We start from the raw sequence: 17,196 nt of genomic DNA on the forward strand, positions 1-17,196 counted from the left end.
GGCGCGGTCAGAAACCCACGGCGTCACGTCCCTTGAGCCCGAGCATGGCGCGCGCCTCGTCCGGGGTGGCCACCTCCAGGTTCAGCGCCTCCAGGACGGTGCGGATCCGCGCGACCTGCTCGGCGTTGCTGCGGGCGAGCTGACCGGGTCCGACCCACAGCGAGTCCTCCAGTCCGACCCGCACGTGCGCGCCCTGCGCGGCGCCGATGGTGGCCAGCGGGATCTGGTTGCGCCCGGCGCCGAGCACCGACCAGTGGTAGTCCGCGCCGAGCAACCGGTCGGCGGTGCGGCGCATGTGCATCAGGTCCTCCGGGTGCGCCCCGATGCCGCCGAGCAGGCCGAAGACCGACTGCACGAACACCGGCCCGGTCACCAGCCCCCGGGAGCGGAAGTGCGCCAGGTTGTTCAGGTGCGCGATGTCGTAGCACTCGAACTCGAACCGGGTGCCGCCGCGCGCCCCGATCTCCAGGATCGCCTCGATGTCGGCGAAGGTGTTCTTGAAGACCAGGTCCCGGCTGCCCTCCAGCGCCGCCCGCTCCCATTCGTGCCGGAACTCGGTGAAGCGCTCCAGCATCGGGTAGAGGCCGAAGTTCATCGATCCCATGTTCAGCGAGGCGAGCTCGGGCTGGAACTCCGCCGCCGGGCGCATCCGCTCGGCCACCGCCATGTGCGGCGAGCCGCCGGTGGTGATGTTGAGGACCGCGTCGGTGTGCGGCTTGAGCCCGGCGAGGATGGGCGCGAAGTGGTCGGGGTTCTGCGACGGCCTGCCGTCCTCGGGATCGCGGGCGTGCAGGTGCACGATGGCCGCGCCCGCCTCCGCCGCGCCGAGCGCCGCCTCGGTGATCTCGGCCGCCGAGACCGGCAGGTGCTCCGACATCGACGGCGTGTGGATCGCCCCGGTCACCGCGCAGGTGATGACGACCTTGCGTTGGACTGCCACGTCCCCTCCTCAGTACAGCTTCTCGGTGTTGCCGTCGACGGCCATCGCCTGACCGTTGATGCTGCGGGCCATCGGACCGGCCAGGAAGGCGGCCATGTCGGCGATGTCGCCGGCGGTCACCATCCGGCGCATCGAGGACTGGTCCCGGTACAGCGCCTCGATCTGCTCCCGGGGCGCGTCGAGCATCCGCGCCTTGGCGTCGATCACCGCCTGGATGCGCGGTCCGTCCACCGCGCCGGGGCAGATCGCGTTGGCCCGGATGCCCTCGGGGCCGAGTTCGATGGCCAGCGTGCGGGTGAACCCGACGACGGCCCACTTCGACGCGGAGTAGGCGCTGCGCCCGGCCATCCCGAGCCGGCCGGCCGCCGAGGACAGGTTCACGATGGCCGGCTCGGTCCCGGCGCGCAGCAGCCGCAGCGCGTGCTTGACGCAATAGAACTGGCTGTGCACGTTGACCTCGAAGGTCCGCGCCCACGCCGCGCCGTCCAGCGTCTCCACCGGGCCGGTGGGACCGGCGACGCCGGCGTTGTTGACCAGCACGTCCAAGCCCCCGAGGCGCCGCTCGGCGGCGTCCACCAGGGCCTCGACGGCCTCCTCGTCGGCGGCGTCGGAGACCTCGGCGCGCAGCCCGGCGCCTTCGGCGTCCCGCACCGCCGCCGGATCCAGGTCGCTGACCAGCACCTCGGCCCCGAACCCGGCGAACCGCTCGGCGATGGCCCGGCCGATGCCCGCAGCCCCGGCGGTGACCAGCACCCGCTTCCCGGTCAGATCCATGCTCACTCCTCGGTCGATCCCGGTTTGTCGGCGCCGTAGCGCAGGAAGAACGACAGCACCGCGCCCACCAGCACGACACCGACGACGAACCACAGCCCGCCGGAGGACTCCCCGGTGGCGCCCTCCACCGCGCCCATCACGTACGGGCCGATGAACCCGCCGAACAGGCCGATGGTGTTGACGAACGCGATGCCGCCGGCCAGGGTCGCGCCGCTGAGCCGGGACGCCGGGAAGGTGAACAGCACGGACTGCAGCGCGAAGAAGCAGAACGCGGCCAGGCAGAACCCGATCAGGCCGAACACCGCACCGGAGGCGGCGCCGAGCGCGAACCCGGCGGCGATGCCGATCATCGTGGCGTTGATCAGCTTCCGCGACGCCCGCCCGGAGGAGGCGAACCGGGGCACCACGGCCGCGCCGATCGCGGCGAAAACCCACGGCAGCGCGGTCAGCAGCCCGATCTGCACCGAGCTCAGCTCCCCGTAACCGCCGATGATCGACGGCAGGAAATAGGACAGCGCGTACACCGCGATCTGGTGCGCCAGGTACACCCCGACCACGAGCAGGATCTGCCGGTCCCGCCAGACCAACCGCATGCTGCGGGTGCCGGAGGCGGCTTCGCCCGCGGCGTCCTCCTCGGCGATCCGCCGTTCCAGCGCCTCGGCCTCGGCGCGGTTGAGGAAGCGCGCGTCGGTCGGCCGGTCGGGCAGCAGCTTCCACACCAGGACGGCGAGCAGGCAGGCGGGCAGTCCTTCGAGGACGAACATCCACTGCCAGCCGTGCCAGCCGCCGATGCCGTCCATGCCCAGCAGCAGACCGCCCAGCGGGGCGCCGACGATGTTGGCGAAGGAGACCCCGAGCAGGAACAAGCCGTTGGCCTTGGCGCGGTCGGGGCGGGTGAACCAGCGGGTCAGGTAGAACATCACGCCGGGGTAGAGCCCGGCCTCGGCGGCGCCGAGCAGCAGCCGCATCACGTAGAACGACCACTCGCCCTGCACGAAGGCCATGCCCGCCGAGATCAAGCCCCAGCTGATCATGATCCGGGTGATCCAGAAGCGGGCGCCGACGCGGTGCATGATGAGGTTGGAGGGCACCTCGAACAGCGCGTAGGTGATGAAGAACAGCCCGGCGCCGATGCCGTAGGCCGTCGCGGAGATGCCGAGGTCGATCTCCAGGCGTTCCTTGGCGATGCCGATGTTGGTGCGATCCAGGAAGCTCATCACGTAGGCCGCCACCAGCAGCGGCATGAGCTTGCGCAGGATGACCTTGTTCAGCTCGGCGGGTGGCCGCATCGTCGCGGCACCGGGTGATGTGGACATGGGTTTCCTCTGGGCGGTGGGTCGTTGCTCGGTCGCCGGATCAGCGACGCGCGGCCGGATCGCAGCCGCAGGTGCGCCCGATGTGCAGCCGGTGGGCGCAGATGAGGGATTGGTGCACCGTCGAGGGGCGCTCGATCCGCTTGAGCACCAGGCCCAGCGCTTCGACCGCCATCTCCTGCTGCGGCTGCACGACGGTGGTCAGGTCGATCAGCGCCGAGATGCTGTGCGGGTGGCCGTCGCCGCCGGTGACCGCGACGTCCTCGGGCACCCGGAGACCGCGCGCCACGGCGTGCTCCATGATGCCGATCGCGATCTCGTCGGAACCGCAGACGACGGCCCGCGGGGGCCGGTCGGCGGCGAACAACCGCTCCGCGGCGATCCGGCCTCCCGCGCTGCTGAGCGCGGTGCTGATCTTGCGGTCGCCGCCGATCTCCACCCCGGCGGTCGCCGCGGTCCGGATGAACGCCTGCTCGCGGGTCAGCGACGAGCTCGACAGCCGGGGGCCGATCACGGTGGCGATCTCGGTGTGCCCGTGGGAGAGCACGTGCCGCATCATCGCCTCGGCGGCGGCATCGTCGTCGATCCCGACGAAATCGGCTTCCAGGTACGGGGATCTGCGGGACAGGCAGGCGAACGGGATCTTCGCCGCGCGCAGCAGCCGCAGCGCCGTGGCGTCCTCGCGCAGCGCTCCGGCCAGGATCACGCCGTCGGCGTTGCGCTCGATCAGCGTGGCGGTCACCTGGCGCAGCACGTCCGGATCGTCCTGGGTGGTGGCGACGAAGACCTCGTACCCGGCCGCGGCGCCCGCGCTGACGATCCCCTGGGCGAAGCACGGGTACACCGGGTTGATGATGTTGGGCATCACCAGCCCGATGACCCGGCTGCGGTCCGGGTCGACGGCGGGAGCCGGGCGCCTCGGCTGGAAACCGAGGTCCCGGGCCACCGAGAGCACCCGGCGCCGGGTGTCCGGGGCGACGCCCCCCTTGCCGTTCATCACGTAGGACACCGCGGCGGGCGAGACCCCGGCGGCACGGGCCACCGCGGCGGCCGACACCCGGCCCGCCACCGTGCGCCGCACGCGCGTCGTCTCCTCCACGCCCGACCTCCTGTCGTGTGCCCCGGATCACCCGGCTGCCCGGAGACACTAGAGCGGGCTGAAAACGTTAAGCAACAATAAGCGGCGACCGGTCCGCGGCAGCCCGTCCGCCCTGCGCACCGGCCCGGTGCCGGGAGCGGGGCGGGGGTTCACGGCAGGGCGGACCAGAAGTCCAGTGCGTGCTCGCCCCGGTAGTCGACGCCGTCGATCCGGCCCGGGATCAGCGACTGGACGTGCCCGGTGCCGAATCCGGGCCAGGCGGGCAGGTCGGCGCGAGCCGGGTCGCCGTGCGCGGCGAAGGCCGTCCAGTACCGGTTCATCGCCTCGCCGAGGGCGCGCTGGTCGGCCCCGAGCGGGCCGGCTCCGGGGAGGTCGAACTGGTATCCGAGTTCGCTGCCGTGCTGGGCACCGGAGGGCGTTCCCGGCAGGATCGCCGGCGCGTCCGGGTCGGCGAACTCGTAGCACCAGGTCCCGGTGTGCGCGGCCAGGCAGCGGGCCAGGTCCCAGGTCGGCCGGGCCCAGGCCCGGTCGGTGCTCAGCCGCGACCAGGCCAGGCCCGGCGTCGGGAACCGGTCCGGCGGGTAGCGGGCGGCGACCTCGTCGGCCCCGTCGCCGAACGCCTCGGCCAGCAACCGAGAGAAGTTCTCGGCGGTGACCGGGTGGTCGGCGCCGAAGAGCTCGACGAAGAAGCGCGCCTCGTCGCGGGTGGTGCCCAGCAGCACCGGCACCCGGTGGAACCGCCCCGCGGGCAGGGCCACCGCTGGGGATTCGGGCAGCGCGGGACCGCCGAACGCGGGCCGGATGAAGGCGTCCGTGGCCTGGAGCAGGTCGGCCACCGGCACCCGGCGGAGCCGGGCGAGCGCCGATTCGGGGTCGCTGCCCGGCGCGACCCACCCGTGCTCGGCCGCGACGGCGGCGCCGAGCCGGTCCAGTTCGGCGGCCGGGGACCACCTCGGCGGCAGCGCCGGAACACCGGGGATGAACAAGTGCGCGGGGTCGGGCCCAGCACCGAGAACGCGCTCTGCAGGACCGCCCGGTGGAACAGCCCGGCCGAGCCCGGTGCCACCAGGTGCGCGGCGACCATCAGCGCCCCGTAGGACTCCCCGGCCAGGGTCACGTTCGCCGGGTCGCCGCCGAACCGCGCGATCTCGCGACGCACCCAGCGCAGCACGGCCTGCTGGTCCTGCAACCCGAAGGTCCCGCCACCGGCCAGGCCGGGGTGGCCGAAGCACCCGAGCACGCCGAGCCGGAAGTTCGGCATCACGACGACGACGTCGCCGGTGACCGCGAAGCGGTGCGGATCGCGGGTGGCGGCGCTGCCGTTCGTCCCGCCACCGCCGTGCAGCCACACCACCACCGGCCGGCCGGTGCGCGGGCCTTCCGGGACCACGACGTCCAGCGTCAGGCAGTCCTCGTCGAGGGCGGTGATCTCGGCGAACGAGCGGGCCCGCTGCGGGGCGGGATTGCCGGGCGCGGTCGCGTCCCGGGTCCCGGACCAGGGTTCGACGGGTGCGGGCGCCCGCCAGCGCCGTTCGCCGACCGGGGGCGCGGCGTAGGGGATGCCCCGGAACGCGAGGTGGCCGTCGAGCTGCCGACCGCGCACGGCACCGCTGCTCAGCTCCACGGTGGGGGTCACCGGGACCGCTCCCCGCGTCGGCCGTGCCGCCCGGCGGTCAGCCCCTCGGGGTGGAATAACAATATGATCATACGATTATGATAACCGTACGACCCTATTGCCGCCTCGGGATTTCCGCCGACCCGCCTCAGCGCCCACCGGTGAACACCGAGGCGACCACGCGGCCCAGCACGTCCCGCGCCGGGAACGCGTCCGCGCCGGAGAGCACCACCTGATCGGCCAGGCCCTGCACCGCCGCGAGGATCGCGCGGGCGGCGAGCACCGCGTCCACCCCGGGTTCGACCTCGCCGCGCGCGACGCCGTCGTCCACCACCGCCGTGACGTACCCGAGGAGGTCACCGCCCGACCGCCGGGCGACCTCGGCCAGCCCCTCGTCGTGCAGCGCGCGGGCCTGCAAGCCCTGCCGGACGCGGTACTCCGCGTCGCGTTCGGCGTCCAGCGGCAGCAGCTCCACCAGGCTGTTCAGCAGCACCTCGGCGACCGGGAGGCCGGCGGCGGCACCCTCCTGGACCCGGTCCCGCACCCGCTCCCCCAGCCGGCGCACCGCGTCGTCGTAGGCGAAGCGCAGCAGCACGTCCTTGCTCGCGAAGTAGTGCTGGATGAGCCCGACCGAGATCCCGGCCTCGGCCGCCAGCCGGGAGAACGAGACACCGGCGAAGCCTTCGGCGGCGAGCAGGCGGCGGAACGCCCGCGCGATCTGGGCGCGGCGCTGATCGTGATCGGCGACCCGGGGCATCCGATTACCATACAGCCGTACTGCTACCCGGGACCGCACCGGTCGCACGCGCCCCTTCCGCCGCGGCGGCCCCGCGTGGAAGGATCCCGGTCACATGGTCTGACCACAAGGGCAGCGCACGGAAGAGGATCTGACGCATGTTCAACGTCGAACAGGTCCGGTTAGCCGGGGCCGACCTCGCACTTCCCCGCATGATCCCGGTCGAGCAGCGGTTCCCCGACGACACCGTCGAGGACCTCGACGCCGCCATCCGGGAGCAGGTCGCCCAGCACGACCGGCGGCGACCGCTCAACGGCAAGCGGATCGCCGTGGCGGCGGGCAGCCGGGGCGTCGCCGAAATCGGGCGCATCATCACCGTCGTCGTGGACGCGCTGGCGCGCTGCGGGGCCAAACCCTTCGTGGTGCCCGCGATGGGCAGCCACGGCGGGGCCACCGCCGAAGGCCAGCGCGGGGTGCTCGCCGAGTACGGCATCACCGAGGACGCGATCGGCGCGCCGATCATCGCCTCGATGGACACCGCGATCGTCGCCGAGCTGCCCGACGGCACGCCCGTGCACTTCGACGCCGAGGCCGCCCAGGCCGACGGTGTGGTGGTGGTCAACCGGGTCAAGCCGCACACCGACTTCAAGGCCGGGGTGGAGAGCGGGCTGGCCAAGATGCTGGCCATCGGGCTGGGCAAGCACCGGGGCGCGGCCACCCTGCACAAGCACGGGTTCGGCCGGTTCGGCGAGCTCATCCCGGCCGTCGCCGAGGCCGTGCTCGACGCGGTGCCGATCGAATTCGGCCTGGCGGTGGTGGAGAACGGCTACGAGCACATCGCGGCGGTGGAGCTGGTCGAGCCCGCGGAAATGCTCGACCGGGAGACCGAACTGCTCACCCGGGCGAAGTCGCTGATGCCCCGCCTGCTGCTGTCCCGGATCGACGTGCTCGTCGTCGACGAGATCGGCAAGGACATCAGCGGCGCGGGCATGGATCCCAACATCACCGGGCGGACCCCGGTCGACGCCGACGGCTTCGTCGCGCCGCCGTTGCAGCGCATCGTCGTGCTGGGGCTGACCGAGAAGACCCACGGCAACGCCTGCGGACTGGGGATGGCCGACTTCACCACCCAGCGCTGCGTCGACGGGATCGACTTCGCCTCGTTCTACACCAACTCGCTGACCTCGGGCGTACCCGACGGGGCGCGGATCCCGATGGCGCTGGGCAGCGACCGGGACGCGATCGTCGCGGCGGTGCACAGCTCGCTGGACACCACCAACGCGACGGCGCGGATCGTGCGCATCCGCAACACCTTGTCGATGCCGCACATCGAGGTCTCGGAGGCCTACGCCGAGGAGGTCGGCGCGCACCCGGACATCGAGGTCCTCGGCGAACCCCGCGACTGGGCGTTCGACGAGCGGGGGATGCTGCCCCGCCCGTGACCCGCCGGTCCGGCGGCGCCCGCACCGGGCCCGCCGGACCGCCGCACGTGCCCCGGGAGGTTCAGCGGGCCAGCCAGCCGCCGTCCACCGGCAGCACCGCACCGTGCACGTAGTCGGCCGCCGCCGAGGACAGGAACACCACCGCCCCGGCGAGGTCGTCGGCCGCACCCCACCGCCCGGCCGGGATGCGTTCGGAGATCTCCTGGTGCCGGACCGGATCCGCGCGCAGCGCGGTGTTCAGGTCGGTGCTCATGTACCCGGGTGCGATGGCGTTGACGTTGACGCCCCGCCCGGCCCACTCGTTGCACAGCGCCATCGTCAACTGCACCACGCCGCCCTTGCTCGCGGCGTAGGCGGGCACCCGGATGCCGCCCTGGAAGCTCAGCAGCGAGGCGATGTTGACGATCTTGCCGCGGCCGCGCTCCAGCATCGGACGGCCGAAAGCCTTGCACAACCGGAACACCGAGCGCAGGTTCACGTCGAGGACGTGGTCGAAGTCGGCGTCCGGGAAGTCCTCGGCCGCGTGCCTGGCCTGCACCCCGGCGTTGTTCACCAGCACGTCCACCGCGCGGCGGTCCAGGACCTCGGCGACGGCGGCATCGGTGCTCGCGGGGTCGGCCAGGTCGGCGGGCACGCACTCCAGCTCCCGCCCCAGCCCGGCCGCCGAGTCGACCAGGTCCGGGTCCAGCGGGCTGCGCTGGAGCACCACCACGTCGGCGCCCGCGCGAAGCAGTCCGGTGGTCAGGCCGCGCCCGAGCCCGCGACCACCGCCGGTGACCACGGCGGTCCGCCCGGTCAGGTCGAATGCCGTGCCCACGCGCGTCCTCCCGGTGCCGGAACCGAGGTGATCGTCCACGACCGGCCGACGGGTGTCAACGAGCCGTGCGGATCCGTGCGCACGACGTTCCGGCCCGCGCCGGATCGGCGTAGGATGGACCGTTCCCCGGGGATGCGGGAGGGGTGGTCGCGATGGATCCGGCGCTGGCGACGAGACGGCTCGTGGTGCGCGACTGGACCAGCGCCGATGCGGACGTGCAGGCGGCGCTGGACCTCTACGGACGCCCGGAGGTGACCGAGTGGCTCACCCCGGCCGTGTCCAGCGTCGCCGACCTGGCCGCCATGCGCGCCGTCGTGCACTCCTGGATCGAGGCGCAGCCGAACCTGGTGCCGCCGACGGGCCGGTTCGCGATGCAGCGCCGCTCCGACGGCGTGGTGATCGGCGGGCTGGTGCTGCGGCTGCTGCCGCCCTACGACCACGATCTCGAACTGACCTGGCAGCTCCGCCCGGAGGACTGGGGCCACGGCTACGCCACCGAGGCCGCCCGGGCGCTGCTGCGGTGGGCGTTCAGCTTCGACATCGAGGAGGTCAGCGCGCTGGCCCTGCCGGAGAACCAGCGGGCCATCGCCACCGCGGAGCGGATCGGCATGGAGTGGGTGGGCGAAACGGACAAGTACCACGCCACCACGCTGCAGGTCTACCGCGTCCGGCCGGCCGACCTGGACCCCGGCGATCCGGACGAAGCCGCCGACTGATCCCCGGCCCACCCGGTCCGGTGATGCCGGAGCGCTGCCGACGATCACCGTCCGGCCTCCGCCGCTCCCGCCGGAACCCGCCGCCGGCCCGGCCGGCGGCGCACCGCTTCCGCGCTCCCGGGCCGAGTTCCGCTCCCCGGCCGGTCGGTCCTCGATGGATCCCAAGTGATCGCCGAGGGCCGCCGGATGTCGCTCGGCACGGCCGTTTCCGCGCTCTGCCGAGCCTGCGACCCGGTGCGATGCTGGGGGTTGCCGCGAACGGGGAGGGGCATCGTGGGATCTCAGCAGCGCCGCCGCACCGGCCCGGCCGACCGCCGCCCGCGACCGCGTCCGGGCCGACCGCCCCGGCGCACCGCGACCGCCGTGCGCCGGAACCGGCGGCTGGCCCGGTTCCGCGCCGCCACCGCCGCGGCCTCGCTGGTGGTGCTGCTGGTCACCGGGTACGGCTGGACGAACTACCGCCAGTTGCAGACCGGCCTGGCCACCAGCGACGTGACCAGCGAGCAGCACACCGACGGCGCGACCGACATCCTGCTGGTGGGCATGGACAGCCGCACCGACGCGCACGGCAACCCGCTGCCCGAGGAGGTGCTGCGCGAGCTGCACGCGACCTCCAACGAGGCCAGCCTGACCGACACCGTGATCCTGCTGCACGTGCCCAACGACGGTTCCAGCGCGGTGGGCTTCTCCTTCCCTCGGGACTCCTTCGTGGAGATCCCGGGCCACGGCCAGCACAAGATCAATTCGGCGTTCGTGCGCGGCTCGGACACCGCCCGCGCCGAACTGGTGGCCGGTGGCCTCGCGCCCTCGCCGGAGCTGGAGCGCCGCAGCGCGGAGGCGGGGCGCAAGCTGCTGGTGCGCACGGTGGAGCAGCTCACCGGCACCTCGGTCGACCACTACGCCGAGGTCAACCTGCTCGGGTTCGCCCGGATCACCGAAGCCGTGGGCGGCGTGCCGGTCTGCCTCAAGTCCGCCGCCCACGACCCGTACTCCGGTGCCGACTTCGCCGCCGGGCGGCAGACCGTCGTGGGCGCCGAAGCGCTGGCCTTCGTCCGGCAGCGCCACGGCCTGCCGCGGGGCGACCTCGACCGCGTGGTGCGCCAGCAGGCGTTCCTCGCCGGGCTGGCCGGCACCGTGCTCTCCGGTGACGTGCTGGCCAACCCCGCCCGGCTGCGCGCGCTGATCGACTCGGTGCAGCAGTCCCTGGTGCTCGACGACGACTGGGACATCTTCGCCTTCGCCGAGCGGATGCGCGGGCTGGCCGGTGGCGCGGTCCGGTTCACCACGATCCCGATCGAGGACGCCGCCTACCCGACCAGCGACGGCATGGCCGTCCAGGTCGACCCGCAGGAGGTGCGCGGCGCGATCGCCCGCGCCACCGGGCAGTCCCCCGCCGCGACGGCCCCGGCCGTCACCGTGCTCGACGGCACCGGCGACGACGGCCTCGCCGAGCGCGTGCGGGAGCGGCTGAGCGCGCAGGGCATCACCGTCACGGAGGTGAGCGGCACCGAACGCACCGAGACGTCGTCGGTGCGCTACGCGCCGGGGCTGGCCGATGCGGGCGAGCGGGTGGCCTCAGCGCTCGGCGAGCTGTCCGCCGAGCAGGATGACGCACTGGCACCGGGCCAGGTCGAGGTGGTCCTCGGCGAGGACTACCGGGGCCGACCAAGATGGGCGCCGCGCAGCCGCTGGCGCTGGACGGGACGCGACCCGCGCAGCAGGAGGGCGAAGGGCTCGACGAGGCGATCACCGCCGACGGCGTGCCCTGCGTGAATTGATCCGGGTGAGCCGGACCGGACGTGGCGCCCGGGCCGGTGGTGAGCCGACCCCCTCGCGGCCCACCACCGGCGCGACTGGTGGCTACCCCCAGCGCTGAACCGCCAGCCGGGACGCGACATCGCCGCGAGGCGATTCGCCGCCCCAGACTACGTCGCGGCCCTGCGCCCCGCGCGACGCGGCCGGGCTCACTCCTGCCTGCGCCGCCGGAGGGCGAACCGGAAGTGCTCGGGCAGCAACCACGCCTGGCTCCGAGCGACGATCCGGCCGTCGCCGACCCGGGCGAGCTCGTCGAGGTGCAGCGCCGGGCTCCCGGCGTCGACCGACAGGGCCTCGGCCAGCTCCCGGTCCAGCACCACGGGGGTCAGATCGCAGTCGGTGTACTCCACCCCCACGTCGGTCAGCAGCCGGTCGAGCACCGCACCGGGTTCGCGCAGCCGGGACGGCGGCAGCACCCCGTCCGGCACGTGCTCCACGACCCGGCCCACCGGCGTCCCGCCGTAGAGCTCGGTCCGGCGCACCACGACGCCCGGGCTCCCGGCCCGGACGCCCAGCAGCCGGGCGGTGCGGTCGTCGAAGGACACCGCTTCGACGTGCTGATCGGTGCTGGAGATCCGGTTGCCGCTCTCGGCGGCGAACGTTTCGAGCGGGCACAGCCGGTCCAGTCCGGCGGCGATGCTGTCGGCGCGGGGCAGCAGCATCGATCCGCGACCGTGCCGGACCGCGATGTATCCGGCGTCCTGGAGGCTGCGCAGCGCCGCCCGGACGGTGATCCGGGAAACGTTGTAGCGGGCGCACAGCTCCGCCTCGCTGGGCAGCCGGTCCCCCGGTTCGAGATCGCCGGAGAGCACCAACTCCGCCAGCATCCAATCCCGGACCTCATCGCTGAGCCGCCGTCGAGGAGGATGTGCGACGGGCTTGATCATGCGCGTGATACTGCCAGGGTCCTGCATCCGGCATCCCCGGAATCACCCCGATGCCACCAGGTCGGCGGCCGCACCCGCGCCCGGTCACCCGAAACGACCAGCGCTGCCCTGGCCGGGTGATGCGGTCCGGTCGGCGGAGTCCACTGTGGCGGACCCGGCGATCGTTCGGCCAGCCGACAACCGCGCACGGCGTTAGCCTGCGGGAGCACTGCCCGGGCGAAAGGATTCCTCCTGTGGTGAGTCTCCAGCCGCGACGAGTGCTGCTGATCAGCGCCACCATCGGTGAAGGCCACAACGCGACCGCGCGCGCCGTGGCGGAGGCCGCCGAACAGCGCTGGCCGGGGTGCGAGGTGTCCTGGGTGGACGCGCTGGCGGAGATGGGCGGTTGGGTGCCGCGGACCTTCAACTGGATCTACGCGACCAACGTCGAATCCACGCCGTGGCTCTACGACCTGTTCTACTCGGCGCTGTGGCGGTGGCGGTGGTTCGCCGACTCCTCGCGGCGCTTCGTGGGCGCCTGGTCCGGACGCCGGTTGCGGGCGCCGGTCGCCGCGCACCGGCCCGACCTGATCGTGTCGACGTATCCGCTGGGCACCGCCGGGCTGGACTGGTTGCGCCGGCGGGGCGAGCTGCGCGAGGTCCCGATCGCGGCGGTGATCTCCGACTTCTCGCCGCACCCGTTCTGGGTCTACCCGGAGGTCGACCTGCACCACGTGATGAGCGAGGTGAGCCTGCGGGAGATGCGGCGCGCCGAGCCCGACGCGGTGGGGGCGGTGAGTGTCCCGCCCGCGGTCGGCGCGTTCCACCCCGCCGACCGCACGGCGGCCCGGACCGCCGCCGGACTGCCCGCCGACGGGTTCGCGGTGGTGATCACCTGCGGATCGCTCGGCTTCGGGTCCGTCGAACGCGCCGTGCGGGCCGCCCGGCGCGCCGACGGGGTGGACCGGGTGGTCGTCGTCTGCGGCCGCAACGCCGCGCTGCGCCAGCGGCTCACCGACCTGGCCGATCCGCGCGTGGTCCCGCTGGGCTGGGTCGAGGACATGCCGGGGCTGATGGCCGCGGCGGACGCGGTGATCACGAACGCCGGGGGCGCGACCGCGCTGGAGGCGCTGGCCTGCGGCCGGGCGGTGGTCATGTTCGAACCGATCGCGGGCCACGGCAAGGCCAACGCGGAGCTGATGGCCGAGGCCGAGCTCGCCGAGCTGTGCTGGGACGCCGACCAGCTCACCGCGCTGCTGCGGCGGTGGACCGAGCAGCCCGACGCGCTGACCCAGCTCGAACAGCGGGCGCTCAAGCACGCCCAGGCCGGGGACTTCGCCGAGCAGGTCGCGGCGCTGGCCGAGGTGCCCCGCCACCACGGCAGGCGGCCGCTGCGCCCGCAGGACGCGTTCTTCGTGCACGCCACCACCCCGACCGTGCCGCAGCAGATCGGCACCGTGCTGCGGCTGACCGGCAGCGAGCTGTCCACGCACGAGTGGGGCGAACACCTGACCGAGCGCATCCGCACCCACGCCGCCGGGCTGCCGATGCTCAACCGGCGCTTGGTGCGGCGCCGCGGCCGCCGGCCGGAGTGGGTGCACGACGCCTCGATCGACCCCGCCGACCACCTGCGCTGCCGGGAACCCCGCTCGGGCCGCCAGCACGCCGATCTGGTCGAGGAGTTCTTCCGCACGCCGGTGCGCACCGACCGGCCGCCGTGGGAGCTGCTGCTGATCCAGGAGGAAGGGGACGAGGAGGCCACCCTGCTGGCCAAGATGCACCACGCGCTCGGCGACGGCATCGCGGTCAACGGGACGCTGGTGCGGCTGCTCTGCGACGTGCCGCCGCCGCACGCCCGCCGACCCGGCGACGCCCCACCCTGGTACCGCCGCGCCGGGGCCGTTCTTCGCGGTCTGGTGAGCCTGGCCCGGGTCGGCGCGGCGCCGGCGGGCGGGTTCACCGGGCGCAGCACCCCGGACCGCACCTTCGGCTGGCTGGAGCTGTCCGCCCGGGAGGTGCGGGCCACCGCCCGGGAACGCGGGGTGAGCAGCTCGGCGCTGCTGCTGGCCGCGGTGGCCGAGGGGCTGCACCGGCTGCTGGACGACGCCGGTGGGGCGGCCCCGGAGCAGCGGGTGCGGGTGATGGTGCCCAAGACGATGCGCACCGCCCGGGGCGGTGCGGGCCTGGACGCGCCGGGCAACCACACCGCGTCGTTCGCGGTGGACCTGCCGGTCGGGCCGATGCCGGTGCGGCGGCGGCTCGCCGAGGTCACCGCCCGGCTGGCCGCCGCGGAGCGCGGCGGCCACCCCGCGGCGGCGGTCGCGGTGCTCCGGGCGCTCGGCGCGCTGCCCGCCCCGCTGCACGCCCTCGTGGTGCGCACGATCTACCGGAAGCGGTTCTTCCACGCGGTGGTGTCGGTGATGCCCGGGCGCCGCAGCCCGGCGCACGTGGCCGGTGCGCTGATCGAGCAGGTGCTGCCGGTGCTCTCGCTGGCCGACGGGGTCGGCATCGGCATCGGGGCCATCAACTGGGGCGAGGGCGTCGGCTTCGGCATCACCACCGACCCCGGCCTGGCCCCGCACGCCGATGCCCTCGCCGAGCACGTCCGCGGTGCCTTCGGCGACCTGCGGCGGCTCGGAGCGCACGGATGAGCGCGGACAGCACCGAGCTGGCCATCGCCGTGCCCGCCGCGGTGCTGGGCGCCGCCAGCTTCGGGCTGGCCAGCGCCATCCAGCACCGCGTCACCAAGCAGGTGCCGCGGGTCAACGCGCTGAACCCGCGGCTGCTGTGGCAGCTCGTGCGCAAGCCGATCTGGGTGCTCAGCATCGGCACCGTCGTGGTCGGGCTGTCGTTGCAGGTCATCGCGCTGGCGTTCGGGCCGCTGGTGCTGGTGCAGCCGCTGCTGGTGACCTCGGTGCTGTTCGGCGCCTCGTTCGCGGCCTGGATGGCGCACCGCAGGCTGGACGTCGTGCTCCTGCTGGGCGGGCTGGCCTGCATCGCCGGGCTGTCGGCCTTCCTGGTGCTGGCCCGGCCCTCCGGCGAGGGCACCGGGTTCACCGGCGACCCGGTGGCGCCGCTGGCCTCGGTGCTGGCCCTGCTGGTGATCGCCGCGCTGCTGCTGGGGCGGTTCTCCGCGGGCGAGGTCGGGGTGGTGGCGTGGGCGCTGGCCACCGGCGTGCTCTACGGCATCACAGCCGGCCTGATCAAGGTGGTCGCCGGGGAGGCGCGGGCGGGCGGGATCGCCGCTCCGTTCCAGCACTGGTCGCTCTACCTGGTGTGCCTGATCGGCCCGATCGGGTTCCTGCTCAGCCAGCAGACCTTCCAGCGCGGTCTGGTGATCTCACCGGCGCTGGCGGTCATCACCACCGTCGACCCGCTGGTGTCGGCGGCGATCGGGGTGAGCTGGCTCGGCGAGCGCATCGAGACCACCCCCGGCGTCGTCCTCGGCGAGGTGCTGGCCGCGGTGGTGCTGGTCGGCGGCATCGTGGTGCTGTCCCGCCGCAGCGAGCAGCTCCGCAAGGCCGCCGAGCGGCGCGACCCGACGGAGTCCTCGTGGGGTTGACGGGCAGCCGCGCGGTGGTCACCGGTGCGTCGTCGGGCATCGGCGCGGCCACCGCGCGGGCGCTGGCCGGTGCGGGCTGCGAGCTGGTGCTGCTGGGCCGGGACGAGCAGCGGTTGGCCGAGGTCGCCGCCACCACCGGGGGCCGGGCGGAGCCGACCGACCTGACCGCGCCGGACGGGCTGGCGGCGGCCGTCGAACACGCGCGCGGGGCCGACCTGCTGGTGCACAGCGCCGGGGTCGGCTGGGCCGGTCCGGTCACGGCGATGCCGCCGGGCACGGCGGGGGCGATGATCGCGCTGAATCTCACCGCGCCGGTGCTGCTGAGCACCGCGGCGCTGGACGGGATGCGCCGGCGCGGCGGTGGTCACCTGGTGTTCGTCGCCTCGATCGCCGCGGTGGGCGTGCGCGACGAGGAGGTCTACGCGGCGACCAAGGCGGGGGTGCGGGCCTTCGCCGCGAGCCTGCGCTGCGCGGCGGGGCCGGTCCGGGTGAGCACCGTGCTCCCCGGGGCGGTCCGCACCCCGTTCTTCGACACCCGGGGCCGCTACGAGCGCGGCTTCCCCCGGCTGGTCGAGCCCGAGGCGGTCGCGCGCGCGGTCCTGCGGGCGGTGCGCCGCGGCAGGCGCGAGGTCTTCGTGCCGGGCTGGCTGGCCGCCGCCGCGCGGGTCGGCGGCGCGCTGCCCGGCACCTTCGAACGGCTGTCCCAGCGGTTCGGCTGAACCGGCCCTTCGGCTGAACCGGCCCGGTGCGCCCGCGCACCGGGCCGGGCGGGCTCAGGCCGCCGCGGCGGCGGGCTTGCCGAAGCTGAGCCGGATGCCCTCGCCGCGCAGCTCCCGGCGGAACCACACCAGCGAGGCCACGGCGGCTAGCGCCACCAGCGCGAACGAGCCCACGGTGCTGACCAGCATGAAGTGCTCCAGGGTGGCCTGGCCCAGCACCCACAGCGTCGTCAGCCCGTTGACGGTGAACACCAGCGCCCACAGCAGCGAGACGCGGCGGAAGAAGCGCTGGACCCGGACGTGCCCGGTCAGCTCGGGCGGGAGCACGCAGAAATCGGCGGCCAGCTTCGCGAGGAACGTCCGTTCGAACGGCACCGACACCAGCAGCGCCGCCGCCAGCAGGAAGTTCTGCACGCTCGGTTCCAGGAAGTAGACGAACGTGCTCCCGGTGGCGAACCCGAGTCCCGTCCGCACCACGAGCACCGCGGCCGTCAGCCACAGGACCATCGGGATCTTCGCCCCGATGGAGAAGCGGAACACCAGGGCGGCGACCACCCAGCCCAGCGCCGCCAGCAGGCCGCCGGTGAAGTCCGTGACCTGGAACAGCGCGTAGAACAGCAGCAGCGGCGCCAGCACCGTCTCGACCAAGTGCTTGGCCGCGTGCCACAGGTGGGTCGGCAGGCCGTGCAACTGCACGGTCAGCTGATTCGTGTCCATCGATTCCTCGCGGTCCGGCTCTCGCCGCGACCGTGGGTCGGGTTCTCCGGCGGCACGACCTTCAG

15 protein-coding genes and 1 pseudogene are annotated in these 17,196 nt (G+C 73.9%); 6 read left to right on the plus strand and 10 right to left on the minus strand.

The annotated features are described in order from the left end of the window. Window positions 1–7: 7 nt before the first annotated feature. The 7 genes and pseudogenes from ACQP0T_RS15080 to ACQP0T_RS15110 form a co-directional block, all read right to left on the minus strand. Window positions 8–940 carry a 3-keto-5-aminohexanoate cleavage protein gene (locus ACQP0T_RS15080; protein WP_433868638.1) on the minus strand — a complete coding sequence of 311 codons (933 nt, stop codon included), beginning with the start codon at window positions 938–940 and terminating at the stop codon, window positions 8–10. 9 nt (window positions 941–949) lie between these two features. Next, a complete protein-coding gene (locus ACQP0T_RS15085) occupies window positions 950–1,714 on the minus strand; it encodes an SDR family oxidoreductase (RefSeq protein ID WP_433868639.1) in 765 nt (254 codons plus the stop codon). Between the two features lie 2 nt (window positions 1,715–1,716). Then, window positions 1,717–3,030, minus strand: coding sequence for an MFS transporter (locus ACQP0T_RS15090; protein WP_433868640.1), 1,314 nt, complete (start codon window positions 3,028–3,030; stop codon window positions 1,717–1,719). 40 nt (window positions 3,031–3,070) lie between these two features. Then, the gene (locus ACQP0T_RS15095; protein WP_433868641.1) at window positions 3,071–4,126 is read right to left on the minus strand and encodes a LacI family DNA-binding transcriptional regulator; all 1,056 of its coding nucleotides are present in this window, start codon (window positions 4,124–4,126) and stop codon (window positions 3,071–3,073) included. 149 nt (window positions 4,127–4,275) lie between these two features. Beyond that, window positions 4,276–5,112 (minus strand): carboxylesterase family protein, encoded by an 837-nt coding sequence (locus ACQP0T_RS15100; RefSeq protein ID WP_433868642.1) that lies wholly within the window; start codon window positions 5,110–5,112, stop codon window positions 4,276–4,278. Window positions 5,113–5,201: 89 nt separating this feature from the next. Beyond that, window positions 5,202–5,762 (minus strand): annotated as a pseudogene (locus ACQP0T_RS15105) (carboxylesterase family protein); the annotation flags it as partial. A gap of 127 nt (window positions 5,763–5,889) precedes the next feature. Further along, the gene (locus ACQP0T_RS15110) at window positions 5,890–6,498 is read right to left on the minus strand and encodes a TetR/AcrR family transcriptional regulator (protein ID WP_433868643.1); all 609 of its coding nucleotides are present in this window, start codon (window positions 6,496–6,498) and stop codon (window positions 5,890–5,892) included. A 137-nt stretch (window positions 6,499–6,635) separates the two neighbouring features. Here ACQP0T_RS15110 and ACQP0T_RS15115 point away from each other — a divergent pair, with 137 nt between their 5' ends. Beyond that, the gene (locus ACQP0T_RS15115; protein ID WP_433868644.1) at window positions 6,636–7,919 is read left to right on the plus strand and encodes a lactate racemase domain-containing protein; all 1,284 of its coding nucleotides are present in this window, start codon (window positions 6,636–6,638) and stop codon (window positions 7,917–7,919) included. Window positions 7,920–7,980: 61 nt separating this feature from the next. On the opposite strand, the gene ACQP0T_RS15120 is transcribed toward ACQP0T_RS15115, so the two are convergent. Beyond that, window positions 7,981–8,736, minus strand: a complete 756-nt coding sequence (locus tag ACQP0T_RS15120; RefSeq protein WP_433868645.1) for an SDR family NAD(P)-dependent oxidoreductase — start codon at window positions 8,734–8,736, stop codon at window positions 7,981–7,983. Window positions 8,737–8,888: 152 nt separating this feature from the next. Here ACQP0T_RS15120 and ACQP0T_RS15125 point away from each other — a divergent pair, with 152 nt between their 5' ends. Next, window positions 8,889–9,452, plus strand: a complete 564-nt coding sequence (locus ACQP0T_RS15125) for a GNAT family N-acetyltransferase (protein WP_433868646.1) — start codon at window positions 8,889–8,891, stop codon at window positions 9,450–9,452. 273 nt (window positions 9,453–9,725) lie between these two features. Further along, the gene (locus ACQP0T_RS15130) at window positions 9,726–11,225 is read left to right on the plus strand and encodes an LCP family protein (protein ID WP_433868647.1); all 1,500 of its coding nucleotides are present in this window, start codon (window positions 9,726–9,728) and stop codon (window positions 11,223–11,225) included. 191 nt (window positions 11,226–11,416) lie between these two features. Here the strand turns inward: ACQP0T_RS15130 and ACQP0T_RS15135 are convergent, their stop codons facing one another. Continuing rightward, on the minus strand, window positions 11,417–12,154 hold the full coding sequence (locus tag ACQP0T_RS15135; protein ID WP_433868648.1) for a GntR family transcriptional regulator: 738 nt from the start codon (window positions 12,152–12,154) through the stop codon (window positions 11,417–11,419). 236 nt (window positions 12,155–12,390) lie between these two features. On the opposite strand from ACQP0T_RS15135, the gene ACQP0T_RS15140 reads away from it, so the two are divergent. From ACQP0T_RS15140 to ACQP0T_RS15150, 3 genes are read left to right on the plus strand one after another with little or no spacing between them, the layout of a single operon-like run. Next, window positions 12,391–14,784 carry an MGDG synthase family glycosyltransferase gene (locus ACQP0T_RS15140; RefSeq protein WP_433868649.1) on the plus strand — a complete coding sequence of 798 codons (2,394 nt, stop codon included), beginning with the start codon at window positions 12,391–12,393 and terminating at the stop codon, window positions 14,782–14,784. Next, on the plus strand, window positions 14,781–15,695 hold the full coding sequence (locus tag ACQP0T_RS15145) for a DMT family transporter (RefSeq protein ID WP_433868650.1): 915 nt from the start codon (window positions 14,781–14,783) through the stop codon (window positions 15,693–15,695). The genes ACQP0T_RS15140 and ACQP0T_RS15145 overlap by 4 nt, the downstream gene beginning before the upstream one ends. Beyond that, on the plus strand, window positions 15,686–16,414 hold the full coding sequence (locus ACQP0T_RS15150; protein WP_433868651.1) for an SDR family NAD(P)-dependent oxidoreductase: 729 nt from the start codon (window positions 15,686–15,688) through the stop codon (window positions 16,412–16,414). Before ACQP0T_RS15145 ends, ACQP0T_RS15150 begins: the two co-directional genes overlap by 10 nt. Window positions 16,415–16,468: 54 nt before the next feature. Here ACQP0T_RS15150 and ACQP0T_RS15155 read toward each other — a convergent pair whose 3' ends face one another. Further along, complete coding sequence (locus ACQP0T_RS15155) at window positions 16,469–17,131, minus strand: VC0807 family protein (protein WP_433868652.1); 663 nt, start codon at window positions 17,129–17,131, stop codon at window positions 16,469–16,471. Window positions 17,132–17,196: the final 65 nt, after the last annotated feature.

The organism is Saccharopolyspora sp. CA-218241 (assembly GCF_050954615.1).
Lineage (GTDB): Bacteria > Actinomycetota > Actinomycetes > Mycobacteriales > Pseudonocardiaceae > Saccharopolyspora > Saccharopolyspora cebuensis.